Raw genomic sequence first — 25,912 nt, 5'->3', positions numbered from 1 at the left:
CAACCGCTCTGGGCGCGGCTGAGCGGCTGGTCGCTACCCTCACCGCTCATGGCGCTGTACGCGGCGTACGCGAGCAACCTGCACCCCGAGCGGATGTCCGTGCGGGCGCCGCACTCACCCCTGGAGCAGACGGGCTGGCTGCGCGGGTGGCGGCTGACGTTCGGCGGCGAGGAGCGCGGCTGGGACGGGGCGCTGGCCACCGTGGTCGAGGTGCCCCCCTCGGAGGACCCCGACGCCGAGGTCGAGCACCAGGTGTTCGTGGCCCTGTACGACCTCACCGACGCCGACGCCGAGCAGCTGGACCAGTGGGAGGGCGTCGACATCGGCCTCTACACCAAGGTCAAGGTGCGGGTGGACACCCTCGAGGGCGAGCGGCTCGCCTGGACCTACGTGCTGGACGACTACGAGGGCGGCCTGCCCAGCGCCTTCTACCTGGGCATGCTCGCCGACGCGGCCGAGGCCGCGGGCGCCCCCGACGACTACGTCGCGGAGCTGCGCAGCCGGCCCTGCCGCTCCGTGGGCTGACCACCGAGCAGGAGCCGCTGCACGCGCCCGCAGTACGGTGCCCCGCGTGACGCACCCGATCGGCCACGGCGCACCGGACCACTCCAACAACCCGGCCCACGACCTGGGCGACCCCGGCGTGGACCCCTTCGAGGTCGCCGCGTCCGCGGCGCGGGCCATCGCCGAGCGCACCGGGGTGGAGCGCCACGACACGGCCCTGGTGCTGGGCTCCGGCTGGCAGGTGACCGCCGACCTGCTCGGGACGACGACGGCGGAGGTCGCCGTCACCGACCTCCCCGGGTTCGCGCCCGCGGCGGCGCTCGGCCACGTCGGCACGGTGCGGTCGGTGCGCGTCACGGACGGCTCGGGCGCCGACCGCGACGTGCTGGTGTTCCTCTCGCGCACGCACCTGTACGAGGGCCGCGGGGTGCGCCCGGTCGTCCACGCCGTGCGGACGGCCGCAGCGGCGGGCTGCTCGAGCGTCGTCCTGACCAACGGCTGCGGCGGGATCGACGTCGAGCGCGGTCCCGGCACACCGGTGCTCATCAGCGACCACATCAACCTCACGGCCACCTCGCCGCTCGAGGGCGCCACGTTCATCGACCTGACGGACCTGTACTCCTCCCGGCTGCGCGACCTCGCGCGCCAGGTGCAGCCCGACCTCACCGAGGGCGTGTACGTGCAGTTCCCCGGCCCCCACTACGAGACGCCCGCCGAGGTCCGCATGGCGGGGCGCGCGGGCGGCGACCTGGTCGGCATGTCCACGGCTCTGGAGGCCATCGCCGCCCGCCAGGTCGGCCTGGAGGTGCTCGGCATCTCCCTGGTGACCAACCTCGCGGCGGGCGTCAGCCCGACCCCCCTCGACCCGCAGGAGGTCATCGACGCCGGGAAGGCGGCCGGGCCGCGCATCGGGGCCCTGCTCGCCTCGGTGGTGCGCCGCGTGCTCGACGAGCCTCGCCCGTGAGCGGCACGCGCACCCTGCTCGACCCGCGCACCGCCGCCCGCGCCCGCGCCTGGGCGGAGGGGGACGTCGACGACGACGACCGCGCTGCGCTGCTGGCGCTGCTCGCCCGCGCCGAGGGCGGCGGTGTCCACGACGGCGCTGGTGACGACGGCACCGGGGACGACGACGCCGCGCGGGCCGCCGCGGAGGTCGCCTCCGCCGTGGACGGCGACCTCGAGTTCGGCACCGCCGGGCTGCGCGGGGCGCTCGGTCCCGGCAGCAACCGGATGAACCGCGCCGTGGTCGTGCGCGCCGCCGCGGGCCTGGCGTCGCACCTGCACCGGGTGGCCGCGCCCGCGCGCGCCGAGGACGGGCCGCCGATGTGCGTCATCGGCTACGACGCCCGCCACGGCTCGGTGCGGTTCGCCCGCGACACCGCCGCGGTGATGACCGCGGCCGGGGTGCGCGCCCTGCTGCTGCCGCGCCCGCTGCCGACGCCCGTCCTGGCGTTCGCGGTGCGCCACCTCGACGCGGACGCCGGCGTCATGGTCACCGCCAGCCACAACCCCCCGCAGGACAACGGCTACAAGGTCTACCTCGGGGGTCGCTGCACCCCGGGTGGCGAGGTCGGTGCGCCCGGCGGCGACGCCCCCGGGCGCGGCGCGCAGATCGTCCCGCCGGCCGACGCGCAGATCGCCGCGGACATCGCCGCCCAGCCCCCGGCCCGCGAGGTGCCCCGGGCCGAGCGGGGCTGGTCGGTGCTCGGCGGGGACGTGCTGGAGGCCTACCTGCGGGAGGCGTCGGCCCTTCCCGGTGACCCGCCGGCCGACGGCCGCCGCTCCGCGCTGCGCGTGGTCCTCACGCCGGTGCACGGCGTCGGCGGGGCCGTCGTCGCCGAGGCGCTGCGCCGGGCGGGCGTCGGCGACGTGACGGTCGTCCCCGAGCAGGCCGACCCCGACCCGGACTTCCCGACCACCGCGTTCCCCAACCCCGAGGAGCCGGGCGTCCTGGACCTCGCGCTGGAGCTGGCGCGGCGCCGCGACGCCCACCTGGTCGTCGCGGTGGACCCGGACGCGGACCGCTGCGCGGTGGCGGTGCCCGACGCCGCTCGCGAAGGCGGCTGGCGCGCGCTGACCGGTGACGAGCTGGGCGCCGTGCTCGGCGAGCACGTCGCCTCCGGCGGGCTGGGCCCCCTCCCCCCTGACGCGGTGCTGGCCTGCTCCCTCGTCTCCTCGAGCCTGCTGGGGCGCGTCGCCGCCGCCCACGGGCTCGGGCACGCCGAGACGCTGACGGGCTTCAAGTGGATCTCGCGCGCCCCGGGCCTGGTGTTCGGCTACGAGGAGGCCATCGGCTACTGCGTGGCGCCCCAGCTGGTCCGGGACAAGGACGGCGTGTCGACCGCGGTGGTGGTGACAGTGCTGGCGGCCGACCTGCGCTCCCGGGGGCGCACGCTGCTCGACCTCCTCGACGACCTCGCGCTGCAGCACGGCGTGCACGCCACCGGGCAGGTCTCGGTGCGCGTGGACGACCTCTCCCTGATCTCCGGCGCCATGGCGCGGCTGCGCTCGCAGCCACCGGCCCAGCTCGCCGGCAGCGCCGTGCAGCAGGTCGACGACCTGTCCGAGGGGTCGGTCGAGACCACCGGCGTGCCGGCCACGGACGGCCTGCGCTGGACGCTGGCGGGTGGCGGGCGCGTCGTCGTCAGGCCGAGCGGCACCGAGCCGAAGCTCAAGTGCTACCTCGAGGTGGTCCAGCCCGTCGGAGCGGGTGGCCCCGGTGACCTGGCGCAGGCGCGCGAGGCGGCGGGCCACCGGCTGGCCGCCCTCAGCGCCGCGGTGAGGGACCTGCTCGCCCTCTGAGCGGTCCCGCGGCGGCCGCCGGCAGCGCTCCAGCGCGAGGTCGCTCCTGCCGATCACCAACAGGTGGCGGAGGTGGAGCGTCCCGGCGGAGCGGCGGGGGCGGACTGCGGCGCGGACCGGGCGCTGCAGCCCGCCGAGCCGCGGCCCTCGCGCGTCCTCGTGGTGGTCTTCAGCGTCGGCCTGGCCGCTCTGGTCGTGTCGGTGGTCGTCGCAGCGGTCCAGACCGGCTCCGCACCGGGTGCGTGGCCGTGGCCGGTGGTGGTCGCGCTGTGGACGGCCTTCCTCGGCCTGCGGCACGACGCCGCCCAGCGCTGGATGGCGGGTGGCGACCTGCGCCGGCGCACCGCGCGCCGGGTGGTCTTCGGGCAGGTGCTCGGCAGCCTCGCGCTGGTCTCCTGCGCCCTGCCGACCCTCGTGCCGCTGGCGTGCCTGCTGGTGGCCGGCGTCCACGTGGAGTGGCGCTGGCGCCGCGCCCTGGAGGCCGGCGCCCTCGCCGGGACCGTGCTGTCCGTCGCCGTCGGGGCGGGAGTCGAGGCCGGGGTGCTGCACGCGCTGCGCGGAGCGACGGAGCAGGCCGCCGCGCTCGGGCTGTCGTCCCTGGTGCTGACCAACGTCGCGATCCTCGCCCGCCAGCGGGAGGGCTCCAAGGCGGCGCTGGCCCGCGCGGAGAGGTCCCGGCACGCCGAGCTCCTCCACGCCGCCCAGCACGACGCGCTCACCGGCCTGCTGGGGCGGCGCGGCACCGCGGAGGCGCTGACCACGGCCTGCGCCGCGGCCTCCTCGCAGTCGCTGGCCGCGGTGGTCTTCTGCGACCTCGACGGCTTCAAGCCCGTCAACGACCAGCACGGCCACGAGGTCGGAGACCGCGTGCTCGTGGAGGTGGCCCACCGCCTCCGCCAGGCCGCCGGGCCCACCGCGCAGGTGGGCCGGACCGGCGGCGACGAGTTCGTGGTGGTGCTCCCCGCTGCGTCCGGCCCCGCAGCCGTCCAGTCCGTCGCTGAGCGCGTGCGCGCCTGCCTCGACGAGCCGCTCGTCGTGGACGGGCTGGTGCTGGCCCTCGGCCTCAGCGCCGGCACCGCCGCGTGCGACGCCCCCGCGCCCGCCGAGGAGCTGCTGCGCCGCGCCGACGCCGCGATGTACGCGGTGAAGGCGCGACGGCGCGAGGAGCGGGGCGACCGCTCGGGCACCCGCCCCGCCGTCGTCGGCTGACGCGCCGGCCGCCTCAGTCCCGGGGCAGCCCCTCCAGCACGGCGGCCGTCCCCGACAGCCCGAGCCGCGTGGCCCCGGCGTCGAGCAGCGCGACGGCCGCCTCCGCCGTCCTGATGCCGCCGGAGGCCTTGATGCCCAGCCGGCCGCCGACGGTGGCGTGCATGACCTCCACGGCGTGCACGCTGGCCCCGCCGGCGGGGTGGAAGCCGGTGGAGGTCTTCACGAAGTCGGCCCCGGCCTCCTCGGCGGCGCGGCACACCGCGACGAGCACGTCGTCGGGCAGGGCGGCGCTCTCGACGATGACCTTGAGCACGCCCGGTGCCGGCACGGCGGCGCGCACGGCGGCGATGTCGGCGCGGACGGCCTCGACGTCGCCGGACAGGGCCGCTCCCACGTCGATGACCATGTCGACCTCGTCAGCGCCGGCCGCCACCGCCGCGGCGGCCTCGGCGGCCTTGACCTCGCTGGCGTGCTTGCCCGAGGGGAAGCCGCACACCGTCGCCACGACGAGCCCCTCGGTCGAGGCGCCCTCGAGGCGGCCCAGCGGCAGGAAGGACGGCGAGACGCAGACGGCGAGCACCCCCAGGCGCCGGGCGTCGGCGAGCAGCGCCGCGACGTCGGCCGGGGTGGCCTCGGGCTTGAGCAGCGTGTGGTCGACCAGGCGCGCCACGCGCCCCGCCGTCCACGTCGTCGTCGTGCTGGTGCTGTCCGCGCTCATGCCTCCATCCTGCCGCGCCCGCCGCCGCCGGAGGTCAGGGCGCCGGGCTGGTGCGGCGGGCGCGGCAGACGAGCACGAGGGCCGTCGTCGTCGCGACCGCCCACGCGAGCAGCACCAGGCGCGGCTCCCAGCGCTGGGTGTCGTTGAAGTACGCCGCGGCCCTGAGCGCGGAGACGAGCGCGCCGGAGGGCAGCACCCGCGACAGCGTGCTGAACGGCTCGGGCAGCAGCCCGGGGGCCACCGCGCCGCCGGAGGAGGTGTTGCCGAGCAGGATGAACAGCGCCCAGGTGGGCAGGATCGCCCAGCGGCCGACGAGCACGCCCATGAGCGCCGCGAACGAGGACGCGGTGAGCACCTGCAGCGCCAGCGCCCACCAGGTCTCGAAGAACGGCAGCGGCACGTCGAGGACGGCCACCGCGAGGGTGGTCAGCACGAGGGACCCCAGCACCACCAGCGCGCCGGCCACCAGCGCCCAGGCGCGCAGGGTCAGGGGGCTGGCGTGCGCGCGCAGCTGGAAGGTGGTGACGAAGCCGAGGATCGTCGCGGTGATGGTGAGGTAGAACGCGGCGAGGCCGGAGGGGTCCGCGGACGGCAGCGGGTGCAGGTCGGTGGTGGACAGCTGCACCCCGGAGGCGTTCTCCGCGGTCAGCGCGGCCTGGGTCAGGACGCGCGCGGCCGACGCGCCGGACGCGCTCGAGAGCTCCAGCCGGACCACGTCCTGGCCCTGGTCGGACGTGCCCGCCGAGGCGATGACGGCGTACACCTCCTGCAGCTCGACCAGCCGCTCGCCCTCGGCGGCGGTGGCCACGCGCTCCAGCCGGAGGCCGTGGGAGGTGGCGCCCTCCAGCGCCGCCACGAACGGCGACCCGGCGACGTCACCGACCACCGCCACCGGGAGAGCGCGCGCGACGGGCCGGCCGAGCGCGTCGATGTAGCTGAGCGCGAAGAGCGCCACCATCGCGGTGGCCACGGCGATGATGATCGCCGCGTGCTTGAAGGAGCCGCGCAGCTCCCTCCACGGCGCCTCGGCGCGGTGCTGCGGGTGGTGGCCCGGGGCGTGCGGGGAGTCGTCCGGGGAGTCGTCCGGGGAGTCGTCCGAGGAGTCGTCACGGGCCTGGCCGGTGGGCTCGGACGGGGCCTCCTGCGTCACGCAGGCGAGAGTAGGGAGGATGGGGCATGGCCACCTCTCCGGCGCAGCCCCCGGCAGCTCAGGCAGCACCGCAGCCCGCCGCTCGGTCGGGCCTCGACCTCGCCCACGTCGACGCGTCCGTCCGCCCCCAGGACGACCTCTTCGGCCACGTCAACGGCACGTGGCTCGCCTCCCACGAGATCCCCGCGGACCGCAGCTCCGACGGTGCCTTCCGCGCCCTGTTCGACGCGGCGGAGGAGCAGGTCCGCGCCATCGTCGAGGAGGCCGCCGCGAGCGCCCCCGCCGAGACCTCCGGGCCGGCGTCGGGCGGTTCGCTCGGCCAGGTGGGGCGGGCCTACCGGGCGTTCATGGACGTCGAGCGCGTCGAGGCCCTGGGCGCCTCCCCGCTCCAGCCGCTGCTGGAGGAGGTGGCCGCCGTGCGCGACCGCAGCGCCTTCGCCGCGCTGCTGGGCCGCTACCAGCGCGAGGGGCTGGCGGCGCTGGTGGCCGCGTACGTCTCCCCCGACGCCAAGGACTCCTCCCGGTACGTCGTCTACGCCGAGCAGGCCGGTCTGGGCCTGCCGGACGAGGCGTACTACCGCCTCGAGGAGCACGCCGAGGTGCGCGGGAAGTACGTCGAGCACCTCGACCGGCTCTGCGCCCTCGCGGGCCTGGAGCCGCTCGGCACGGTCGTGCTCGACCTGGAGACCGCGCTGGCCGGCGTCAGCTGGGACCGGGTCTCCCGGCGCGACGCGCACAAGACGTACACGCTCATGACGTGGGACGCGCTGGTGGCCAGCGCTCCCGGCCTGGACTGGGAGGCGTGGCGGTCCGCGCTGCTGGACCTCGAGGACGGCACGGACGGCGACGGCGGGCCCACGAGCCGCCTCGCCGGCGTCAGCGCCCACGCGCTCGACGAGGTGGTGGTGCGCCAGCCGTCCTTCGTGACCGGCGCGGCGGCCCTGCTCGACTCCCGGCCGCTGGAGCAGTGGCGGGCCTGGCTGGCGGTGCGGCTGGTGCGCGGCCTGGCGCCGTACCTGTCCTCGGACCTGGTGGAGGAGCACTTCGACTTCTCCGGCCGCACCCTCTCCGGCACCCCGCAGCTGCGGGAGCGCTGGCGCCGCGGCGTCTCCTTCGTGGAGGGGACGCTCGGCGAGGCGGTCGGCCAGCTCTACGTGGAGCGCCACTTCCCCCCGCGCGCCAAGGAGCGCATGGTCGAGCTGGTGGCCCACCTCGTCGAGGCCTACCGGCGCTCCATCTCCACCCTCGACTGGATGGGCCCCGAGACGCGCGAGAAGGCCCTCGCCAAGCTGGGTGCCTTCACCCCGAAGATCGGCTACCCCGACCGCTGGAAGGACTACTCCTCCCTCGTCGTCGACGGCACCGACCTGGTCGGCACCGTCCGGCGCACCGGGAAGTGGGAGACCGCGTACGAGCTGGCGAAGATCGGGCAGCCGATCGACAGGTCGGAGTGGCTCATGACGCCGCAGACCGTCAACGCGTACTACCACCCGGTCATGAACGAGATCGTCTTCCCCGCGGCGATCCTGCAGCCGCCGTTCTTCGACGCCGACGCCGACGACGCCGCCAACTACGGCGGCATCGGCGCGGTGATCGGCCACGAGATCGGCCACGGCTTCGACGACCAGGGCTCCAAGTACGACGGCTCGGGCAACCTCGTCGACTGGTGGACCCCGTCCGACCGCGAGGAGTTCGAGCGGCGCGCCGCCGCGCTCGTCGCGCAGTACGCGGCGCTGTCCCCGCGGGAGGCGCCGGACGCGAAGGTCAACGGCGAGCTGACGGTGGGCGAGAACATCGGCGACCTCGGCGGCCTCACCATCGCCCTGAAGGCCTACCGGATCGCGCTGGAGGAGGCGGGCCTGCAGGAGGGCCCGGAGATCGACGGGTTCACCGCCACCCAGCGGGTGCTCATCGGCTGGGCGCAGGTGTGGCGCACCAAGACCCGCGAGGCGGAGGTGCGCCGCCGCCTCGCGATCGACCCGCACTCCCCCGCCGACCTGCGGGCCAACGCCGTGGTCACCAACCTCGACGCCTTCCACGAGGCGTTCGGCGTGGTCGAGGGCGACGCGCTGTTCACGCCCGTGGAGCAGCGGGTCCGCATCTGGTGAGCCCGCAGCAGCGGCAGGTCGAGGAGCTGCTCGGCTGGGCGGTCGCCGACCCCTCGGGGCTCGACGACGCCGGCTACGAGCAGCTGCTCGCGACCGACGAGCCGCACCTGGACGCCCTGGGCGCGCTCGCCGACGCCTGGCGCGCGGAGCACGTCGCCGCCAACGGCACCGGCCGTGGCGACGAGCTGACGTTCGTGGTCAACCGCAACCTCACGACGGCGGCGGTGGCCGGGCCCCCGGGCTCGCCGCAGGCGGAGCTGCGCGACGCGCTGGTCGACGAGGCGGTGGGCCTGGGTGCCACCGAGCTGTGCGTGCAGGGTCCGCTGCCGCCCTCGTCGCCAGCCGAGGACGGCCGCGGCAGCGTCGACGACGGCTACCTCGACCTCGTCCGCGCCCTCCACGAGCGGGCCCCGCAGCTGCACCTGCACGCCTTCCGACCCGCGGAGGTGCTGGACGCCGCCACCCGCTCCGGGCGCACCCCGCGGGAGTGGCTGACCGCTGCCCGCGAGGCGGGGCTGGGCTCCGTGCCCGGCACCGGCGCGCGCGTGCTGGACGACGCGCTGCGCCCGCGCCTCGCGCCGCCCGTCGCGCCCGACCTGACCTCGCAGCAGTGGGTGGACCTCGTCACCACCGCGCACGAGGTGGGCCTGCGCTCCACGGCCACGCTCGTCTACGGCCACCTCGAGACGCACCGGCAGCAGGTGGCGCACCTGCGGCGGCTGCAGGAGGTGCAGCGGCGCACCGGTGGGTTCACCGAGCTCATCCTCATGCCCTGGACACCGGCGCTGACCGCTCCCCTGCCCGCCCCGCTGCCCCGGGGCCTGCCCCGCAGCGCGCCGGGCCCGTCGGCGCGCGAGACCCGGGCGCTGCACGCCGTGGCGCGACTGCTGCTCGGCAGCGGAGGGCCCGGTCACGTCGCACACCTGCAGGTGGCGTGGACCAAGCTCGGCGGCGGCGCGTCCCCGCTGGTGGCGCAGCTGCTCGAGGGCGGCGCGGACGACCTCGGCGGGCTGCTGCTGGACGGCGCGGTCGCGCCGGACGCCGGCGCGGAGGCGGGGCTGCAGCTGACCGCCGCCGACGTCGTCGTCGTCGCCCAGCGCCTGGGACGCACGCCGCGCCAGCGCACCACCACGTACGCCGACGTCCCCCTCGACCGGCGCCTCCCCCTTCCGTGATCATGGGCAGCTGGCCACCCCGGGAGGAGCTGGTGGTCGACGTCGCCGTCGTCGGTGCCGGGGTGGCGGGCCTGGCGACGGCCATCCAGCTGCGCCGGCGCGGCCGGGAGAGCTTCGTGGTGCTCGAGCGCGGCGGCGACGTCGGCGGCACCTGGCGGGACAACACCTACCCCGGCGTCGCGTGCGACGTGCCCGCGCCGCTGTACGCCTACAGCTTCCGGCCGCAGCCGGCGTGGACGCACCGCTACGCGCGGGGCGCCCAGGTGCAGGAGTACCTGCGCACCAGCGCCCGCGAGGAGGGCCTCGGCCCGCACCTGCGGCTGCGCACCGACGTCCTCGACGCCTCCTGGGACGACGACGGCGGCCGCTGGCGCGTGACGGCCGCGACGCCCTACGGCGAGCTGCGGGTCCGCGCGCGCGTGCTCGTGACGGCGGTGGGCCGGCTGGCCGAGCCGAGGACGCCGGACGTGCCGGGCCTCGACGGCTTCGCCGGGCCCGTGGTGCACACCGCCCGCTGGGACGCCGGGCTCGACCTGCGCGGCCTGCGCGTGGGCGTGGTCGGCACGGGGGCGTCGGCGGTGCAGGTGGTGCCGCAGCTCGCGGGGCTGGCGGAGCGCGTGGTGGTCTTCCAGAGGACGCCCGCGTGGGTGGTGCCCCGGCGGGACGCCGAGGTCCCCGAGGCCGAGCGCGAGGCGCTGCGGCGCGACCCCGCCGCCGTGCGGGCGCTGCGCTCGGAGCTGCTGGCCGAGCTCGACGCCGGCATCGCCGCGCGCCGCCGCGAGCGCCCCGCGCTCGACGCCCTGCGCTCGCGGGCCCTCGAGCACCTCGCGGCGCAGGTCCCCGGCGGGCCGCTGCGGCGCGCGCTCACGCCGGACTACGAGGTCGGCTGCAAGCGCGTGCTGCTCTCCGACGACTTCTACCCCGCGCTGCTGCGCGACGACGTCGTGCTGGAGCCGTCCGCGCTGCAGCACGTCGAGCGGGGCGCCGCGGTGGCGGGCTCCGGTATGCGGCACGAGCTCGACGCCCTAGTGCTGGCCACCGGCTTCACCACGACGCGGCCGCCGATCGCCGAGCGGCTGCGCGGCCGGGGCGGGCGGACGCTCGCGCAGCGCTGGGCCGGCGGGATGGCGGCGTTCGCCTCCACGGCGGTGCCGGGGTTCCCCAACCTGTTCCTGCTCGGTGGGCCGCACGCGGTGCTCGGGCACTCCTCGGCGATCGACGTGCTGGAGGCGCAGGTCGAGCACGTGCTCGGTGCGCTGGACCACCTGCGGCGGACCGGTCCGGCGGCGGCGCCGCTGGAGGTGGCGGAGCGCACCGAGGCCGCGTACCTGCGCGAGGTCGACGCGATGGTCGCGGGGACGGTGTGGCAGGACGGCGGCTGCTCGAGCTGGTACCGCGACGACCGCAGCGGGCGGCTGGCGCTGCTGTGGCCGGCGTCCGCCGCGGAGTTCCGCGCTCGCAACGCGCGCTTCGACCCCGCCCCCTACGGCGCCGCCAGCTGACGCTCAGGCGGCGGGACGGCGAGGGGCCAGTCCGACCGGGCGGCGACCCTGCACGGCCAGACCGTCCGCACCGGCGAGCGCCGCGACGGCAGGGCGCACCGCCGGGTCGAGCCACCGCTCCGCGTCGAGGGCGTGCTCGGGCTGCAGCGCCAGGCGCTCGCGCAGCTCGAAGCCCTGCGCGGCGGACCAGCGGGCGAGGTCGTCGAGGTGCGGCCACGGCCGCTCGGGGTTGACGTGGTCGGGCGTCAGCGGGCTGACGCCGCCCCAGTCGTCGACGCCGGCGCGCAGCAGCAGCACGAGCTCCGCGGGGTCGGACAGGTTCGGCGGCGCCTGGACGCGCAGGTCCGGCCCGAGGAGGAGCCTGGCGACGGCGAGCGCGGCCGCGTACTCCTGCAGGGCGAGGTCGGGCTCGCCGCGCATGGCGGTGCGCGGCTTGGCGCGGAAGTTCTGCACGATCACCTCCCGCACGTGACCGTGGCTGCGGGCCGTCGCGGCGATGGCGAGCAGGGACTCGATGCGGTCGGCGGGCGTCTCGCCGATCCCCAGCAGCACGCCGGTGGTGAAGGGGACGACGGCGGCGCCGGCGTCCTCCAGCACCTGGAGCCGGACGGCCGGGTCCTTGTCGGGGCTGCCGAAGTGCGCGGCGCCGCGGCGCTCGAACAGGTCGCGGCTGGTGGTCTCGAGCATCATCCCCATCGACGCCGCCACGGGCCGCAGGTCGGCCAGCTCGTCGGCGGTCATGACGCCGGGGTTGAGGTGCGGGAGCATCCCGGTCTCCTCGCGCACCCGGACGGCGAGGTGGCGCACGTACGCCAGCGTCGAGGCGAAGCCGTGCGCGTCCAGCCACTGCCCGGCCTCCGGCCAGCGGGCCTCGGGTCGGTCGCCGAGGGTGAAGAGCGCCTCCTTGCACTCCAGCGCCGCGCCGTCGCGGGTGAGCGCCAGCACCTCCTCCTCGGTCATGAAGGGGGCGCGGCCGGCGCGGGCCAGCTGCAGGGGCGTGTCGACGAAGGTGCAGTAGTGGCACCTGTCGCGGCACAGCGTGGTGACGGGGACGAACACCTTGCGCGAGTACGTGACCACGCCGGGACGCCCGGCGGCGACCAGGCCGCCGTCGCGCACCGCTGACGCGAGGCGCAGCAGCCTGTCGAGCGGCTCGCCGTCGGACGGTCCCCGGGCCGCGAGGAGCGCCTCGGCCTGGCGGGGCTCGAGCGGGGCGCCGGCCTCGGCGCTGCGCAGCGCGTCCTCGACGGCGCGCTCGCTCGGCGGTGAGGTCGGGTCGGGCAGGACGGTGCTCACCTCACGAGGCTAGGTCCGGCGCGGTCCTCAGCCTCGGGCGGGGATCTGCTGCAGGATCCAGGCGTTGCCGTCGGGGTCGTTGAAGAAGACGAACCGGCCCCAGGCCATCTCGTCCACCTCGGTGCACTCCACGCCGCGCGCGAGCAGGTCGGCGCGGGCCGCGTCGGCGTCGTCGACCACCGCCTGCAGGCCCTTCTGGTCACCGGGGCGCAGCGGGGTGATGCCCTGCCCGAAGGCGATGGAGCACGCCGAGCCGGGCGGCGTGACCTGGATGAAGCGCAGGTCGTCGGAGACGCGCTGGTCGTGGTCGCACCCCCACCCAAGCACCTCGGCGTAGAAGTGCTTGGCGCGGTCGACGTCGGAGACGCCGACCATCACCAGCTCGAGGGAGACCCTCAGCGTGCTGGTGGCCGGGGTCTCCATCGGGTCACCGGTGACGAGGGTGCTCCGCGGGCTGGACTGGGCTGCGTCGTCGCTCGTGCTGCTCATGCCTCCGCAGCGTGGCACCGCCCACCGACACCCCGGAACCACTCTGCCGCCGTGATCATGGGCGTCGTGNNGACGCCCATGATCACGGTCGAAGGGTGGGGTCAGTCGGCCCAGCCGGGGATGACGACGTGCTCCAGCAGCGCCATCCGCTCGTCCTGGCCGATGAAGGCGGCGTCGAGGGCGTCGAGGGTGACCTGCCGGAAGTCGTCCCAGCCCCAGCCCGCCTCCTCCGCGAGCAGCACCATCTCGTCGGTGAGCGTCGTGCCGGTCCAGAGCCGGTCGTCGCTGCTCAGGGTGATGGTGAAGCCGAGGTCGCGCAGCGCCGTCACCTGGTGGCCGGCGATGGACGGCGAGGTGCCCGTCTGCGTGTTGGAGCGCGGGCACACCTCGAGCGGCACCTGCCGGTCGCGCACGTACGACGCGACGCGGCCGAAGTGCGGACGAGCGCTGGGGTCGTCGCCGCCGACGGTGACGTCCTCGAGCACCCGGACGCCGTGCCCGAGGCGGGACGCCCCCACGGCCAGGGCCTGCGCCACCGACTCCGGCCCCACGGCCTCGCCGGCGTGGACGGTGAAGGGGAAGAGGTTCTCGCGCAGCAGCGCGAACGCCTCGGCGTGGTCGGTGGCCGGGAAGCCGATCTCCGGGCCGGCGATGTCGAAGCCGACCACCCCGGCGTCGCGGCGCGACAGCGCCGCCCGCGCCGCCTCCAGCGACCTGTCCGCCTGCCGCATGGCGCAGACGATCGCGCCCACGCGGATCGGGCGCCCGGCGTCGGCGGCCTCGGCGGCGCCGGCGTGCAGGCCGGCGAGCACGGCGTCGAGCACCTCCTCGACGCTCAGGCCACCGGCGGTGGACAGCTCCGGCGCGAACCGGCTCTCCATGACGACGACGCCGTCCGCGGCCAGGTCGAGCACGCTCTCGCGCGCCACCCGCTCCAGGGCGTGGGGCGTCTGCAGCACCGCGCCGGTGTGGGAGAACGGCTCGAGGAAGCTCACGAGGGAGCCGGAGTCGGCCTGGCGCTGCACCCACGCCTCGAGGGCCTCCGGAGTGCTCTCGGGCAGCTGGTGGCCGATCTCGTCGGCCAGCTCCAGCAGGGTGGAGGCGCGCATGCCGCCGTCGAGGTGGTCGTGCAGCACCACCTTCGGGGCCCGGGCCAGGCGCTCGCGCAGGTCGCTCATGCGCGGGACTCCTCGTCGTCGTCGGCGTCCGGGACGGCCTGGCGCTGCTCGACGACGTCGGCCTCGGAGGCCTCGACGTCTCCGAGCGGGCCGCCGAGCTCGTCGGCGTCCTCGCTGGGTGCCGAGCTGCGCTGCTGCTCGGCCAGGTCCGCGGGGTCCACCTCGGCGGGCAGCTCGGTGGACAGGGGGTCGGTCTCGCTCACGCCCGCCAGGCTAGCCAGCCCGGCCGGGCCGCTCAGGAGAGGTGGTACAGCGCCCGCGCCTCCTCGTGGGTGGCGATCGGCCGGCCCACCTCGCGGGCGATCTCCTGGGCCTGCTGCAGCAGCTCGAGGTTGGTGGGGTTGCGGGCCGGGTCGTAGAAGAGCTCCAGGCCGGTCTTGATGTGGCCGCCCAGCTCGATCGCGCGGCGCAGCACGGTGGTGTCGTCGAGCGCACCCTGCCCCCAGACGGAGATGTACCAGGGGTGCTTGACCTTCGCCTTCTCGATGAGGTGCAGGTAGAAGTACAGCGACTCCAGCGTGGGCGGCACACCGTTGGTGGCGATGGGTTCCATGGCGGTGAGGCCGTAGTCGCCGATGAGGTAGAAGTCCCACATCGAGCCGGGCGTGGTGAGGCCCCTGTTGACGTAGTGCAGCGCGTGGCGCAGGTGCCCCGGCTCGTAGACGCCGAAGACCATGGGGATGCCGCGCTCGCGCAGCATCTTCACCTGGCCCGCCGTCTGCGCCAGGTCGAAGCCGAAGGTGGGCCCGCTCAGGTAGCCCTCGTCGTCCTGCTCGGTGGCGAACAGGGTGTAACCGGTGTCGAGGCAGGCGACCTTCGCGCCGCCGGAGTCGTTGAGCAACGCCACGTGCTCCAGGCCGTGCTCCCCCGGCAGCAGGCGCAGGTTGTTGCAGGTGGTGGGGTACCAGGTGATGTCGGGGTGCTTGTCGAGCACCTGCTGCCAGGTGCGGAGGTAGTCCTTGTGGGCGTCGCGCCCGAGCAGGTCGAAGCTCGTGTTGTGCGCGTGGATGGCCCCGGCGCCCGCCTCCCAGCAGCGGATCGCGTCCTCGGCGATCTCGTCGTAGCTGGTGGGGGTGTTGGGGTTCATCTCCTTGCTGCGCACGCCGTTGATGTGCGACTCGATGACCACGGGGCCGTCCCAGCTGGGCGCGGCGTCGGCGTACCTGTCGAGGGCGGTGGCCACTCTGCCTCCTCGGGGCGCGGCGGTCCCTCGTCGGACCGCCTCGGTGCTCCGAGGCTAGGCGGGGTCCACCGTCGTCGACAAGTTCTTGCGCTCTCCGAATTTCTATCCGATGCGGTCGAGGACGACGTCGACCGCCGGCGCCACCCCCGGTGACGACGCAGCGCCTGCGGGGGCGACGTCCCAGCCGCCCTCCAGCGCAGCGAGCGCCCGGTCGAAGCGCTCCGGGGTGTCGGTGTGGAGCACGGCGAGCACGTCGCCCGAGCGCACGGCGTCGCCGGGCTTGGCCCGCAGCTCCACCCCGGCGCCCGCCTGCACGGACTCCCCCGCGCGGGCGCGCCCCGCACCCAGGCGCCAGGCCGCCAGGCCCACCGCCATGGCGTCCAGGCGGGTCAGCACGCCGTCGGCGTCCGCGCGGACCTCGTGGGTGTGCCGCGCCACCGGCAGCTCCGCGGACGGGTCACCACCCTGCGCGGCGATCATCCTGCGCCACACGTCCATCGCGCGGCCGTCGGCGAGGGCGTCGGCCGGGTCGACGTCCTCCCGGCCGGCGGCGGCGAGCATCTCGCGGGCCAGCGCCAGGGTCAGGTCGACGACGTCGCGCGGGCCGCCACCGGCCAGCACCTCGACGGACTCCCGGACCTCGAGGGCGTTGCCGGCGGTCAGGCCGAGCGGGGTCGACATCTCCGTGAGCAGCGCCACCGTGCGCACCCCAGCGTCCGTGCCGAGGTCGACCATGGTCCGTGCGAGCTCCTCGGCGTCCTCCCGCGTCTTCATGAACGCGCCGGTGCCGACCTTCACGTCCAGCACGAGCGCGCCGGTGCCCTCGGCGATCTTCTTGCTCATGATGGAGCTGGCGATGAGCGGGATCGCCTCCACCGTGCCGGTGACGTCGCGCAGCGCGTAGAGCTTCTTGTCGGCCGGCGCCAGCCCCGACCCGGCGGCGCAGACGACGGCCCCGACGTCCTCCAGCTGCGCCAGCATCTCGTCGTTGGAGAGGGCCGCCCGCCACCCGGGGATCGCCTCGAGCTTGTCGAGGGTGCCGCCGGTGTGGCCGAGGCCGCGGCCGGACAGCTGCGGCACGGCGACCCCGCACGCCGCCACGAGCGGCGCCAGCGGCAGCGTGATCTTGTCGCCGACGCCGCCGGTGGAGTGCTTGTCGGCCGTGGGCCGGCTCAGCCCGGAGAAGTCGAGGCGCTCGCCGGAGGCGATCATCGCCGCGGTCCAGCGGGAGATCTCGCGGCGGCCCATGCCGTTGAGCAGGACCGCCATGGCCAGCGCGCTCATCTGCTCGTCGGCCACCGCGCCGCGGGTGAACGCGTCGACCACCCAGTCGATCTGGGAGTCGGTGAGCTCGTGGCGGTCGCGCTTGGCGGCGATCACCTCGACGGCGTCGTGCGGCTCGGTCTTCTGGGCGGTCTTCTGGGTGGGCGCGTCGGCGGGCTGGCTCACGCCGCCCACCCTGCCACCGCCGCCCCGACGCACCGGACCGCGGTCCGTCGCGGGGAGGGCGCCCCGGAGCAGGACGACGACGGTGGCGCGGCCTCAGCCGCGCTCGAGCTCCTCCGGCCCGAAGCCCTGCGGCAGCACCTCGGCCATCGTCTGCACGCCCTCGGGCGTGGAGACCAGCAGCGAGCGCCCGCCGTGCTCGTAGAGCAGCTGGCGGCAGCGCCCGCACGGCATGATCAGCCGCGCGTCGTCGCCGCCCACGCAGGCGAACGCCACCAGCCGGCCACCGCCACCGGCGACCAGCGAGGACACGAGCCCGCACTCGGCGCACAGCGTGACGCCGTAGCCGGCGTTCTCCACGTTGCACCCGGTCACCACGCGGCCGTCGTCCACGAGCGCGGCCGCGCCCACGCGGAAGCGGGAGTACGGCGCGTAGGCCTGCTGCTGCACGGAGCGGGCGGCGGCCAGCAGGCCGTCCCAGTCGACGTCCTGCTGGTCTGCTGCTCCGGTCACGCGAGGCTCCTCACTGCTTGACGTAGGGCTCGCCGTCAGCCGCCGGCGGCCGCACGCGGCCCACCAGCCCGGCCACGGCGAAGACGGTGACGAGGTAGGGCGCCATGAGCAGGAACTGCGAGGGCACCGGCGTCGCGATGGAGGCGAGGATGTCCTGCAGGTTGGTCGCCAGGCCGAACAGCAGGGCCGCCACCAGCGCCCCGACCGGCGTGTAGCGACCGAAGATCATGGCGGCGAGGGCGATGTAGCCCTTGCCCGCGCTGATCTCCTCGCCGAAGGCCAGGCCCACGCCCAGGGTCAGCATCGCCCCGCCGAGGCCGGCCAGCGCGCCGGACAGGACGACGTTGACGAAGCGCGTGCGGTTGACGTCGATGCCGACCGTGTCGGCGGCCTTGGGGTGCTCGCCGACGGCGCGGACCCGCAGGCCCCACCGGGTGCGGAAGAGCGCCACGTGGACGACGACCACCAGCACGTACATGAGGTAGACGACGACGGACTGGTTGAACAGCACGGACCCGAGCACCGGGATGTCGGCCAGCAGCGGGATCCGCACCGGCGACAGGCCCGGCGGGGAGTTCAGCCCGGAGCTGCCCGACAGCACGGTGCTGAACAGGTAGCTGGTCAGGCCGATGACCAGCACGTTGAGGACGACGCCCACGATGATCTGGTTGACGACGTACCGGATGGCGAAGACGGCCAGCAGCACCCCCACCAGCGCCCCGGCCAGCGGCGCCGCGAGCAGGCCCGCGTAGGCGCTGTCCGTGGCGCTCGCGACCACCGCGGCGCCGAAGGCCCCCGCGAGCAGCTGCCCCTCGATGGCGATGTTCACCACGCCGGCGCGCTCGCTGACCACCCCGCCGAGCGCTCCCAGCACGATCGGCACGGAGAGCACCAGGCCGCCGCCGAGCAGGCCGACGAGGCTGATGGTCTGCCCGGCGACCACCCAGACCAGGAAGCCGACCAGCCAGGCGGCCCCGAACACCACGGGCGCCCACCAGCCGGTGCGGCGGCCGGCGCGGCGGTCGCGCTCGACGAGCACCGTGATCGCGATGCAGACGAGGGCGACGACCCACCCGGACGCCGCGCCGGGCAGCGGCAGCTCGGGCAGCTGCACCGCGTCGCCGCGACCGGACAGGCGGAACCTCGAGGTGCCGTCGGGAGCGGAGACCGCGAAGAGCGCGACCGCGATCGCGGTCAGCACCAGGTAGGTGATGACCGGGCGCGGGCTGAGCCGGTCGGCCACCGGGGTGGCCTGCCCGCCGGAGGCCCCCGAGGCCGGGGACGGTGAGGTGGTCGGTGCGGCGGTCACGCGGCGGCCCTCCCGGCCTGCGAGGTCTGGGCGGGCGCACCGGAGCGGCCCCTCCCCTTGGGGGCGCGGCGCCTGGGCTCCAGCCGGAAGACGGTGCGCACCAGCGGTGGCGCGGCGATGAGCAGCACGATCACCGACTGGACGACGAGGACGATGTCGATGGGGGTGCCGGTGGAGGCCTGCATGAGCACCCCACCGGCGCGCAGGGCGCCGAAGAGCAGGCCCGCGAGGACCACCCCGAGCGGACGGGAGCGCCCGAGCAGCGCCACCGTGATGGCGTCGAAGCCGATCTGGCCGGCGATGCCGGCGGTCAGCGACTTCTCGGTGCCGAGCAGCTGGGCGGAGGCGGCGAGCCCGGCGAGGGCGCCGGAGGCGAGCATCACGCCCACGAAGGCCCACGAGACGGAGATGCCCGCGGTCCGGGCGGCGGCGGGGTTGGCGCCGACGGCCCGCCACCGGAAGCCGACGGTGCTCCGCTCGAGGAGCCACCACACGGCGGCGGCGGCCAGCAGCACCACGAGGAAGCCGAGGTGCAGCCGGAACTGGGACCCCAGCAGCAGCGGGAAGGCCGCCGAGTCCGCCACCGGCGGGGAGATCGGGTTGGCCGACCCGCCGCGCTGGAAGGACGGCGTGGTCAGCAGGTAGGAGAGCAGCTGCAGGGCCACGTAGTTGAGCATGATCGTGACGATCACCTCGGAGGCGCCCGCGCGGGCCCGCAGCAGGCCCACCAGGCCGCCCCACAGGGCCCCGCCGACCACACCCGCGAGGACGGCCAGCGGCAGGTGCACCACCAGCGGGGCGTCGACCCCGAAGCCCACGGCGCCGGCGAACAGCGCCCCGATGATGATCTGCCCCTGCGCGCCGATGTTGAACAGGCCCGCGCGGAAGGCGAGCGCCACGGCCAGGCCCGCCGCGATCAGCGGCGTCGACACGGTGAGCGTCTCCGTGAGGGGCCGCAGCGCCCGCACGAGGCTCGGCGCCTGCCAGTCGACGACGGCGCCGCGCAGCATCGCCGCGTACGCCTGCACGGCGGCGTCCCAGCCCGCCACGAGGGTGTCGGTGGGCCGGGCGAAGAAGTAGCCGGACGCCTCGCGGGTCGCGTCGTCGGTGGCGGCGATGAGCAGGCCGCCGAGCACGAACGAGACGAGCACGGCCAGCAGGGAGACGAGCCAGGTGCTCGTGCGGGCGCCGGCGACCCAGGCGGCCACGCTGCCGGGCTGCGCCGGGCCTTCGGGCGCCGAGGGCGAGGGCGCGGGACCGCCGGTGGGCGGCGGGGAGGCGGCGGAGGCCCCGGAGGGCGGAGTGCTGGCCATCAGACGGGCGTCCCTTCGCCGTCGCCGGCTTCCGCGGCGGCGGCTTCCACCTCGCTGGGGTGCGCGGCGGCCTGCTGCGCCGCCTCCGCGGCCGGGACCCCGGCCATCATGAGCCCGAGGACGTCCCTGTCGGTGCCGCCGGGCACGACGCCCACCACCTTCCCGCGGTACATCACCGCGATCCTGTCGGCCAGCGCGAGCACCTCGTCCAGCTCCGTGGACACGATGAGCACCGGCGTGCCGGCGTCCCGCTCGGCGATGATCCGCCGGTGGACGAACTCGATGGAGCCGACGTCGAGGCCTCGCGTCGGCTGTGAGGCGATGAAGAGCTGCAGCGGGCGGCTCAGCTCGCGGGCGAGCACCACCTTCTGCTGGTTGCCGCCGGAGAGCGTCCCGGCGGCCACCGAGGGACCGGAGGCCCGGACGTCGTACTGGGCGATGAGCTCGGTGGCGTTGCGGCGCAGCGCGGCGCGGTCCATCGCCGTGCCGCGCGCGAAGGCGCCGTCCCGGTGGCGGTCCAGGACGAGGTTCTCCTCGATGGAGAAGCTGCCGACCAGGCCGTCGTGCGTGCGGTCCTCGGGGACGAAGCCGACGCCCGCCTCGAGCACCTGCCGCGTCGAGCGGCCGACCAGCTCCTGACCCACCAGGCGGACCGAGCCGCTGACGTCCTCCTGCAGCCCGACGATCGCCTCGGTCAGCTCCGTCTGGCCGTTGCCCTGCACCCCGGCGACGGCGAGGACCTCGCCGCGGGCGATGTCGAGGTCGACGCCGTCGACCACGCGGGTACCGGCGGCGTCGCGGACGACGAGGTCGCGCACCTGGACGGTCACCTCGCCCGGCGCCGCGGGGACCTTCTCGACGCCCAGGGAGACGCTGCGCCCGACCATGAGGGCGGCGAGCTCGTTCTCGGGGGCGGTCGGGTCCGCGGAGCCGACCACCTTGCCGCGGCGGATGACCGTGATGCGGTCGGCGATGGCGCGGACCTCGCGCAGCTTGTGGGTGATGAAGACGATCGAGGTGCCGGCGGCGGTGAGCTGGCGCATGATCGCGATCAGCTCGTCGGTCTCCTGCGGGGTCAGGACGGCGGTGGGCTCGTCGAGGATGAGCACCTCCGCGTCCCGCACGAGCGCCTTGATGATCTCGACGCGCTGCTGGACGCCGACCGGCAGGTCCTCCACGAGCGCGTCCGGGTCGACGGCGAGGCCGTAGCGGTCCGACAGCTCGCGCACCCGGCGGCGGGCGGTGGCGAGGTCGAGGAAGCCGCCCTTCGTGGGCTCGTTGCCGAGGACGACGTTCTCGGCGACGGTGAAGACGGGCACGAGCATGAAGTGCTGGTGCACCATGCCGATGCCGGCGGCCATGGCGTCCCCAGGGCCTGTCAGCTCCAGCGGCCGCCCGTCCACGAGGATGCGGCCCTCGTCCGGCCGGTACAGGCCGTACAGCACGTTCATGAGGGTGCTCTTGCCGGCGCCGTTCTCGCCGAGGAGGCAGTGCACCTCTCCGGGGGCGACCACGAGGTCGATGGCGTCGTTGGCCACCAGCGACCCGAAGCGCTTGGTGATCCCCTCGAGCGCGAGCTCCACGCCCGCACCTCCTTCCGCACCCGGTGAGTGGTGGTCCAGCTGCAGCTCCGGCGGTCCGCTGCACGGTTCGGGCCCCCCGGCACGCTACCGGGGGGCCCGAGGGCGACCCCGCGCGGTGAGGCGGGGTCAGGGACGGGTCACGGGGTGGAGGGGGACTCCACCGTGATCGTCCCGTCGACGATCTGCTGCTGCAGGGCCTCCACGCCGTCCTTGACCTCCTGCGGCACCTCCGCGTCGAGGTCGTGGTACGGCGCCAGGCTCACGCCGCCGTTCTCCAGCGTGCCGACGTACGGCTCGGAGGAGAACTGGCCGTCGGCCTCGGTCTGCACCGCGTCCTTGACGGCCGCGCCGATCTCCTTCACCACGGTGGTGAGGATGATGTCGCGGTAGTCGGGCTGGGTGTTGTAGCCGTCGGAGTCGACCCAGATGACCTTGACGTCACCGGCGGCCTTGGCGGCTGCCAGCGTGCCGGAGCCGACCGGGCCGGCCACCGGCAGGATGACGTCGGCGCCCTGGTCGATGAAGTTCTGGGTGGTGTTCTGGCCCTTGCTGGCGTCCTCGAAGTCACCGGTGAACGAGCCGGTCTGCGCGGCCTTGTCCCAGCCGAGCACCTTGACGGACTTGCCGGTCTCCTCGTTGTACTTCGCGACGCCGTCCACGAAGCCGTCCATGAAGATCGTCACCGAGGGCAGCTGGATGCCGCCGTAGGTGGCCACGGTGCCGGTCTTGGAGGTGCCGGCCGCGACGTAGCCGGCCAGGTAGGCGGCCTGCGCGGTGTCGAACAGCAGCGGCTTCACGTTGTCGCGGGCCGGGTCGACCGTGGAGTCGACGATCGCGAACTGGGTGTCCTTGTTGGCGTCGGCGGCCTGGCCGGTCGCGTCGGCCAGCAGGAAGCCCACCGAGACGATGAGGTTGCAGTTCTGCTGCACGAGGCTGGCGATGTTCGGCGCGTAGTCGGCGTTGCTGCTCGACTCGGTGGTGGTGGTCTCGATGCCGAGCTCGGACTTCGCCTGCTCCAGGCCCTCGAGGCCGGCCTGGTTGAAGGACTGGTCCTCGAAGCCGCCGGCGTCGGAGACCATGCACGCCTTGAGGTCGGAGGCGGAGCCCGAGGCGCCGCCGGAGGCGGACTCGCCACCGGAGCCGGTGGTCGGTGCCTCGCCGCAGCCGGCGGCCAGCAGGGCGATCGCCCCGACGGCTGCGAGGGAGCCGAGCTTCTTCTTCACGAGTGGTGTCCTCCGTCGGGGGGCGGTGTCGCCCGGAACCCTAGGCGGGCGGCACCCGGCTCGACGAGCCCCGCGAGCAGGATCGCAACCGTTCCGTGACCCGGAGCGGGGTCGGCGGCGGTCGGTCAGCGGTCGAAGGGGCCTGCGACCACCGATCGACCGGCCGCCAAACCCGCCCTCAGGCGAGCGGCAGGCGCAGCGCCTCGACCGCCGCACCGGCCAGCAGCCGTGCGCCGTGGGCGATCGCCCGCTCGTCCGCCTCGAAGTCACCGCGGTGCAGGTCGTGGGTCGGGCCGCCGGGCGTGCGCGTCCCCAGGCGGGCCATCGCGCCGGCGACGTGCTGCAGGTACCAGGCGAAGTCCTCCCCGCCCAGGCTCTGGTCGGTGGGCACCGCGGCGCCCTCCCCCAGCTGCTCCTCGGCGGCCCGTTGCAGCAGACCCGTGCTCACCGCCTCGTTGACCACCGGTGGCACGCCGCGCTGCAGGTCGACGTCGGCGCGCAGGCCGTAGGGCGCCACCACCTCGCGGACCACCTGGGGCAGGAGGTCCCCGGCGTCCTTCCAGGCGTCCTGGCGCACGCAGCGCAGGGTGCCCTCGGCCACGCCCACGCGCGGGATGGCGTTCGCCGCACCACCGGCGCTGACGCGGCCCCACACCAGCGACACGCCCGCGCGCGGGTCGAGCCGGCGCGACATCACGGCGGGCACCTCGGTGACCACCTTGGCGAGGGCGAAGACGAGGTCCCCGGTGAGGTGCGGCCGCGAGGTGTGGCCGCCGGGGCCGTGCAGCTCCACCTTCACCTGGTCGAAGGCGGAGGTGATGGCGCCCACGCGCAGCCCCACCCTGCCGACGTCGGTGTGGGGGTCGCAGTGCACCGCGAAGATCCGCTCCACGCCGTCGAGCGCTCCGGCGGCCACCACGCCCAGCGCGCCGCCGGGGGTGACCTCCTCGGCGGGCTGGAACAGCAGCCGCACCCGGCCCGGCAGGTGTCCGGCGCGCGCCAGGTCCGCCAGCACCAGCCCGGCGCCCAGCACGGCCGTGGTGTGCACGTCGTGCCCGCACGCGTGCGCGACGCCGGGCACCGTCGAGCACCAGGGGCTGGAGGTCTCGTCGGCCAGGGGCAGCGCGTCGAGGTCGGCGCGCAGCGCCAAGGTGCGCGGGCCCGCTCCGACGTCGCAGACGAGCCCCGTGCCGGGCAGCAGGCGCGGCTCGAGCCCTGCCGCGCGCAGCGCCTCGGCCACCCGGGCGGTGGTGCGGTGCTCGGCGTGGGCCGTCTCGGGGTGGGCGTGCACGTCGCGCCGGAAGGCCACCAGGGCCTCCAGGCGCGGCGCGAGGAGCTCGGCCAGGGTGCGCGGGCGGTCGGGCTCGCGCTCCGGGGACCGGCGGACGTGGTAGGTCACCGCAGGATCATGCGCGCGTCAGACCAGGTCGTCGCGGCCGCGGTCGCGCCAGGCCCCGACGAGGCCCTTGACGGACTGCGCGTGCTCACGCGTGGTGACGAGCAGGGCGTCGGGGGTGTCGACGACGACGACGTCGGGCACGCCCAGCACCGACACCGTGCGCCCGGGCACCCCGCTGCCGGCCACGACCAGGCCCGTGGCGGCCAGGCCCAGCACGGCGCCGTCGTCACCGAGGACCGCCACCCGCGAGGCGGCGCCCGGCAGCATGGCGGCCAGGGAGTCCCAGTCGCCCACGTCGTCCCACCCGAAGGCCCCGGGGACGACGGCAACGCCGCCCGCAGCGGCCACCGGCTCCGCGATGGCGTGGTCGATGGCGATCTTCACCAGTCCGGGCCACACCGCGGCCAGCGCCGCGTCCCGGCCCGGGCCGTCCCAGGCCGCGGCGATCTCGCGCAGGCCGTCAGCGAGGGCCGGCAGCTGCTCGTGGAGGTGGCCCAGCAGCACTCCGGCGCCCACCACGAACATCCCCGCGTTCCACCGGTAGTCGCCGCTGTCGACGTACCCGGCGGCGGTGGCGGCGTCGGGCTTCTCCACGAACTCCGCCACGCGCAGCGCGTCCGGGGCGCCGGGCACGGACAGCGGCCCGGCGCTGCGGATGTAGCCGAACTGGACGGCGGGGCCGGTGGGCGTGATGCCGATGGTCACCACCTCACCCGTGCGGGCGGTGGCGACCGCCTGGCTGACGGCGTCGCCGAAGGCCTCGTCGTCGTCGATGACGTGGTCGGCGGCGAAGGACCCGAGCACCGCCGCGGGCCCCTCGCGGTGCTCCAGGACGGCGGCCGCCAGCCCGATGGCGGCCATCGAGTCGCGCGCGGACGGCTCGAGCAGCAGGTTGCCCTCCCGCAGCTCCGGCAGGGCCCCGCGCACGGCGCCGGCGTGCGCCCGGCCCGTGACCAGGAGCAGGTGGTCGGCGCCGGCGAGGGGCTCCAGGCGGTCCCAGGTCGCCTGCAGCAGGGACCGGCCCGAGCCGGTCAGGTCGTGGAGGAACTTGGGGGCGCCCGCGCGCGAGAGGGGCCACAGGCGCGTCCCGGCACCGCCGGCGGGCACGACCGCGGCGAAGCCCTCGATGCGGCGGTCAGCGCGGCGCTGGGGTGCGTCTGCAGCGGTCACGCCGCCAGCCTGGCACAACGGCGTGAGGCGTAGGTCACCTCAGCGCGCCGCGCGGGGAGCACGATCGTCACCCGGCAGTACGCTCACGGCGACGCCGCAGTCACGGTCAGACCCCAGCGAGGCACCAGCCAGCACGCAGGTCGGGCCGCGCGGGGCGCCGACGCCGGCTCACGCAGGCACCGTGCACGTCACGGGACAGTGCAGTTCAGAGGACACGAGGAGGCGCACTCCGTGGCACGCACGCTGATGCCGACGGTCTCAGGGCCCACCGGCACCCTCTACCGGGGCCGCGAGGGCATGTGGTCGTGGGTCGGCCACCGCATCACCGGTGTGCTGATCTTCATCTTCCTCCTGGTCCACGTGCTGGACACCGCGCTCGTCAACGTCTCTCCCGAGGCGTACAACGCGGTGATCGGCAGCTACAAGAACCCCGTCGTGGGCCTGGGCGAGGCCGGCCTCGTCGCCGCCGTCCTCTTCCACGCCTTCAACGGCATCCGCGTGATGCTCATCGACTTCTGGTCCAAGGGCCCCCGCTACCACCGCCAGCTCTTCTGGGGCGTCATCGCGGTGTGGGTCCTCCTCTTCGTGCCGTTCATGGTGCGGCACATGATGATCATCTTCTCCCCGGTCAACGGCTGAGAG

23 protein-coding genes are annotated in these 25,912 nt (G+C 75.4%); 8 read left to right on the top strand and 15 right to left on the bottom strand.

What is annotated here, in order from left to right; translation table 11 throughout:
• Nucleotides 1-48 precede the first annotated feature (48 nt).
• From FHN55_RS08680 to FHN55_RS08665, 4 genes are all read left to right on the top strand, one after another.
• The gene (locus FHN55_RS08680) at nt 49-525 is read left to right on the top strand and encodes a gamma-glutamylcyclotransferase (protein WP_139711912.1); all 477 of its coding nucleotides are present in this window, start codon (nt 49-51) and stop codon (nt 523-525) included.
• 103 nt (nt 526-628) lie between these two features.
• A complete protein-coding gene (locus tag FHN55_RS08675; RefSeq protein ID WP_218974490.1) occupies nt 629-1,468 on the top strand; it encodes a purine-nucleoside phosphorylase in 840 nt (279 codons plus the stop codon).
• Complete coding sequence (locus FHN55_RS08670) at nt 1,465-3,306, top strand: phospho-sugar mutase (RefSeq protein WP_218974478.1); 1,842 nt, start codon at nt 1,465-1,467, stop codon at nt 3,304-3,306. Before FHN55_RS08675 ends, FHN55_RS08670 begins: the two co-directional genes overlap by 4 nt.
• 72 nt (nt 3,307-3,378) lie before the next feature.
• Nucleotides 3,379-4,515: a GGDEF domain-containing protein gene (locus tag FHN55_RS08665; RefSeq protein ID WP_139711911.1), complete on the top strand. Its 1,137-nt coding sequence runs from the start codon at nt 3,379-3,381 to the stop codon at nt 4,513-4,515.
• A 13-nt stretch (nt 4,516-4,528) separates the two neighbouring features.
• Here the strand turns inward: FHN55_RS08665 and deoC are convergent, their stop codons facing one another.
• A complete protein-coding gene (deoC, locus tag FHN55_RS08660) occupies nt 4,529-5,233 on the bottom strand; it encodes a deoxyribose-phosphate aldolase (RefSeq protein ID WP_139711910.1) in 705 nt (234 codons plus the stop codon).
• 34 nt (nt 5,234-5,267) lie between these two features.
• Entirely contained in the window at nt 5,268-6,383 is a 1,116-nt protein-coding gene (locus FHN55_RS08655) for a DUF3533 domain-containing protein (protein ID WP_139711909.1), read from the bottom strand.
• Nucleotides 6,384-6,409: 26 nt separating this feature from the next.
• On the opposite strand from FHN55_RS08655, the gene FHN55_RS08650 reads away from it, so the two are divergent.
• The 3 genes from FHN55_RS08650 to FHN55_RS08640 are packed head-to-tail and all read left to right on the top strand — an operon-like array spanning nt 6,410 to nt 11,168.
• Nucleotides 6,410-8,491, top strand: coding sequence for a M13 family metallopeptidase (locus tag FHN55_RS08650; protein ID WP_139711908.1), 2,082 nt, complete (start codon nt 6,410-6,412; stop codon nt 8,489-8,491).
• The gene (locus FHN55_RS08645; protein WP_218974477.1) at nt 8,488-9,666 is read left to right on the top strand and encodes a hypothetical protein; all 1,179 of its coding nucleotides are present in this window, start codon (nt 8,488-8,490) and stop codon (nt 9,664-9,666) included. The genes FHN55_RS08650 and FHN55_RS08645 overlap by 4 nt, the downstream gene beginning before the upstream one ends.
• Nucleotides 9,667-9,668: 2 nt before the next feature.
• On the top strand, nt 9,669-11,168 hold the full coding sequence (locus FHN55_RS08640; RefSeq protein WP_139711907.1) for an NAD(P)/FAD-dependent oxidoreductase: 1,500 nt from the start codon (nt 9,669-9,671) through the stop codon (nt 11,166-11,168).
• Between the two features lie 3 nt (nt 11,169-11,171).
• On the opposite strand, the gene cofG is transcribed toward FHN55_RS08640, so the two are convergent.
• The 13 genes from cofG to FHN55_RS08575 all read right to left on the bottom strand — a co-directional run bounded on the left by cofG (nt 11,172) and on the right by FHN55_RS08575 (nt 25,270).
• Complete coding sequence (gene cofG, locus FHN55_RS08635) at nt 11,172-12,464, bottom strand: 7,8-didemethyl-8-hydroxy-5-deazariboflavin synthase CofG (RefSeq protein ID WP_373995715.1); 1,293 nt, start codon at nt 12,462-12,464, stop codon at nt 11,172-11,174.
• 27 nt (nt 12,465-12,491) lie between these two features.
• Complete coding sequence (locus FHN55_RS08630; protein WP_306821796.1) at nt 12,492-12,953, bottom strand: VOC family protein; 462 nt, start codon at nt 12,951-12,953, stop codon at nt 12,492-12,494.
• A 101-nt stretch (nt 12,954-13,054) separates the two neighbouring features.
• Nucleotides 13,055-14,131 (bottom strand): adenosine deaminase, encoded by a 1,077-nt coding sequence (locus FHN55_RS08625; protein WP_139711906.1) that lies wholly within the window; start codon nt 14,129-14,131, stop codon nt 13,055-13,057.
• Nucleotides 14,128-14,334 carry a hypothetical protein gene (locus FHN55_RS08620; RefSeq protein WP_139711905.1) on the bottom strand — a complete coding sequence of 69 codons (207 nt, stop codon included), beginning with the start codon at nt 14,332-14,334 and terminating at the stop codon, nt 14,128-14,130. Before FHN55_RS08620 ends, FHN55_RS08625 begins: the two co-directional genes overlap by 4 nt.
• A gap of 32 nt (nt 14,335-14,366) precedes the next feature.
• The gene (locus FHN55_RS08615; RefSeq protein ID WP_139711904.1) at nt 14,367-15,314 is read right to left on the bottom strand and encodes a 3-keto-5-aminohexanoate cleavage protein; all 948 of its coding nucleotides are present in this window, start codon (nt 15,312-15,314) and stop codon (nt 14,367-14,369) included.
• Between the two features lie 102 nt (nt 15,315-15,416).
• Entirely contained in the window at nt 15,417-16,763 is a 1,347-nt protein-coding gene (locus FHN55_RS08610) for a thymidine phosphorylase (RefSeq protein WP_139711903.1), read from the bottom strand.
• A gap of 93 nt (nt 16,764-16,856) precedes the next feature.
• A complete protein-coding gene (locus FHN55_RS08605; RefSeq protein ID WP_139711902.1) occupies nt 16,857-17,273 on the bottom strand; it encodes a cytidine deaminase in 417 nt (138 codons plus the stop codon).
• A gap of 10 nt (nt 17,274-17,283) precedes the next feature.
• Nucleotides 17,284-18,582 carry an ABC transporter permease gene (locus FHN55_RS08600; protein ID WP_218974476.1) on the bottom strand — a complete coding sequence of 433 codons (1,299 nt, stop codon included), beginning with the start codon at nt 18,580-18,582 and terminating at the stop codon, nt 17,284-17,286.
• Nucleotides 18,579-19,895, bottom strand: a complete 1,317-nt coding sequence (locus tag FHN55_RS08595) for an ABC transporter permease (RefSeq protein WP_139711901.1) — start codon at nt 19,893-19,895, stop codon at nt 18,579-18,581. The genes FHN55_RS08600 and FHN55_RS08595 overlap by 4 nt, the downstream gene beginning before the upstream one ends.
• Entirely contained in the window at nt 19,895-21,478 is a 1,584-nt protein-coding gene (locus FHN55_RS08590; RefSeq protein WP_139711900.1) for an ABC transporter ATP-binding protein, read from the bottom strand. The genes FHN55_RS08595 and FHN55_RS08590 overlap by 1 nt, the downstream gene beginning before the upstream one ends.
• Nucleotides 21,479-21,615: 137 nt before the next feature.
• Nucleotides 21,616-22,701: a BMP family protein gene (locus FHN55_RS08585; protein ID WP_139711899.1), complete on the bottom strand. Its 1,086-nt coding sequence runs from the start codon at nt 22,699-22,701 to the stop codon at nt 21,616-21,618.
• 178 nt (nt 22,702-22,879) lie between these two features.
• Complete coding sequence (locus FHN55_RS08580; protein ID WP_218974475.1) at nt 22,880-24,100, bottom strand: amidohydrolase; 1,221 nt, start codon at nt 24,098-24,100, stop codon at nt 22,880-22,882.
• Between the two features lie 18 nt (nt 24,101-24,118).
• Nucleotides 24,119-25,270 carry a mannose-1-phosphate guanylyltransferase gene (locus FHN55_RS08575; RefSeq protein WP_139711898.1) on the bottom strand — a complete coding sequence of 384 codons (1,152 nt, stop codon included), beginning with the start codon at nt 25,268-25,270 and terminating at the stop codon, nt 24,119-24,121.
• 246 nt (nt 25,271-25,516) lie between these two features.
• Here FHN55_RS08575 and sdhC point away from each other — a divergent pair, with 246 nt between their 5' ends.
• Nucleotides 25,517-25,909 carry a succinate dehydrogenase, cytochrome b556 subunit gene (sdhC, locus tag FHN55_RS08570; RefSeq protein ID WP_139711969.1) on the top strand — a complete coding sequence of 131 codons (393 nt, stop codon included), beginning with the start codon at nt 25,517-25,519 and terminating at the stop codon, nt 25,907-25,909.
• The last annotated feature ends 3 nt before the right edge of the window (nt 25,910-25,912 follow it).

The sequence above is a fragment of the Streptomyces sp. NP160 genome, from assembly GCF_006335115.1.
In the GTDB taxonomy this organism is placed as follows: domain Bacteria; phylum Actinomycetota; class Actinomycetes; order Actinomycetales; family Quadrisphaeraceae; genus Quadrisphaera.
The sequence above is the reverse complement of the archived record's forward strand: the minus strand, read 5'-3'. Positions and strand labels throughout refer to the sequence as shown.

Excerpts from the sequence above, each read along its gene's own strand:
- FHN55_RS08680 (WP_139711912.1), top strand. The coding sequence starts at position 49 with ATGGCGCTGTACGCGGCGTACGCGAGCAACCTGCACCCCGAGCGGATG.
- deoC (WP_139711910.1), bottom strand. The coding sequence starts at position 5,233 with ATGAGCGCGGACAGCACCAGCACGACGACGACGTGGACGGCGGGGCGC.
- FHN55_RS08650 (WP_139711908.1), top strand. The coding sequence starts at position 6,410 with ATGGCCACCTCTCCGGCGCAGCCCCCGGCAGCTCAGGCAGCACCGCAG.
- FHN55_RS08640 (WP_139711907.1), top strand. The coding sequence starts at position 9,669 with ATGGGCAGCTGGCCACCCCGGGAGGAGCTGGTGGTCGACGTCGCCGTC.
- FHN55_RS08630 (WP_306821796.1), bottom strand. The coding sequence starts at position 12,953 with ATGAGCAGCACGAGCGACGACGCAGCCCAGTCCAGCCCGCGGAGCACC.
- FHN55_RS08625 (WP_139711906.1), bottom strand. The coding sequence starts at position 14,131 with ATGAGCGACCTGCGCGAGCGCCTGGCCCGGGCCCCGAAGGTGGTGCTG.
- FHN55_RS08595 (WP_139711901.1), bottom strand. The coding sequence starts at position 19,895 with ATGGCCAGCACTCCGCCCTCCGGGGCCTCCGCCGCCTCCCCGCCGCCC.
- sdhC (WP_139711969.1), top strand. The coding sequence starts at position 25,517 with ATGCCGACGGTCTCAGGGCCCACCGGCACCCTCTACCGGGGCCGCGAG.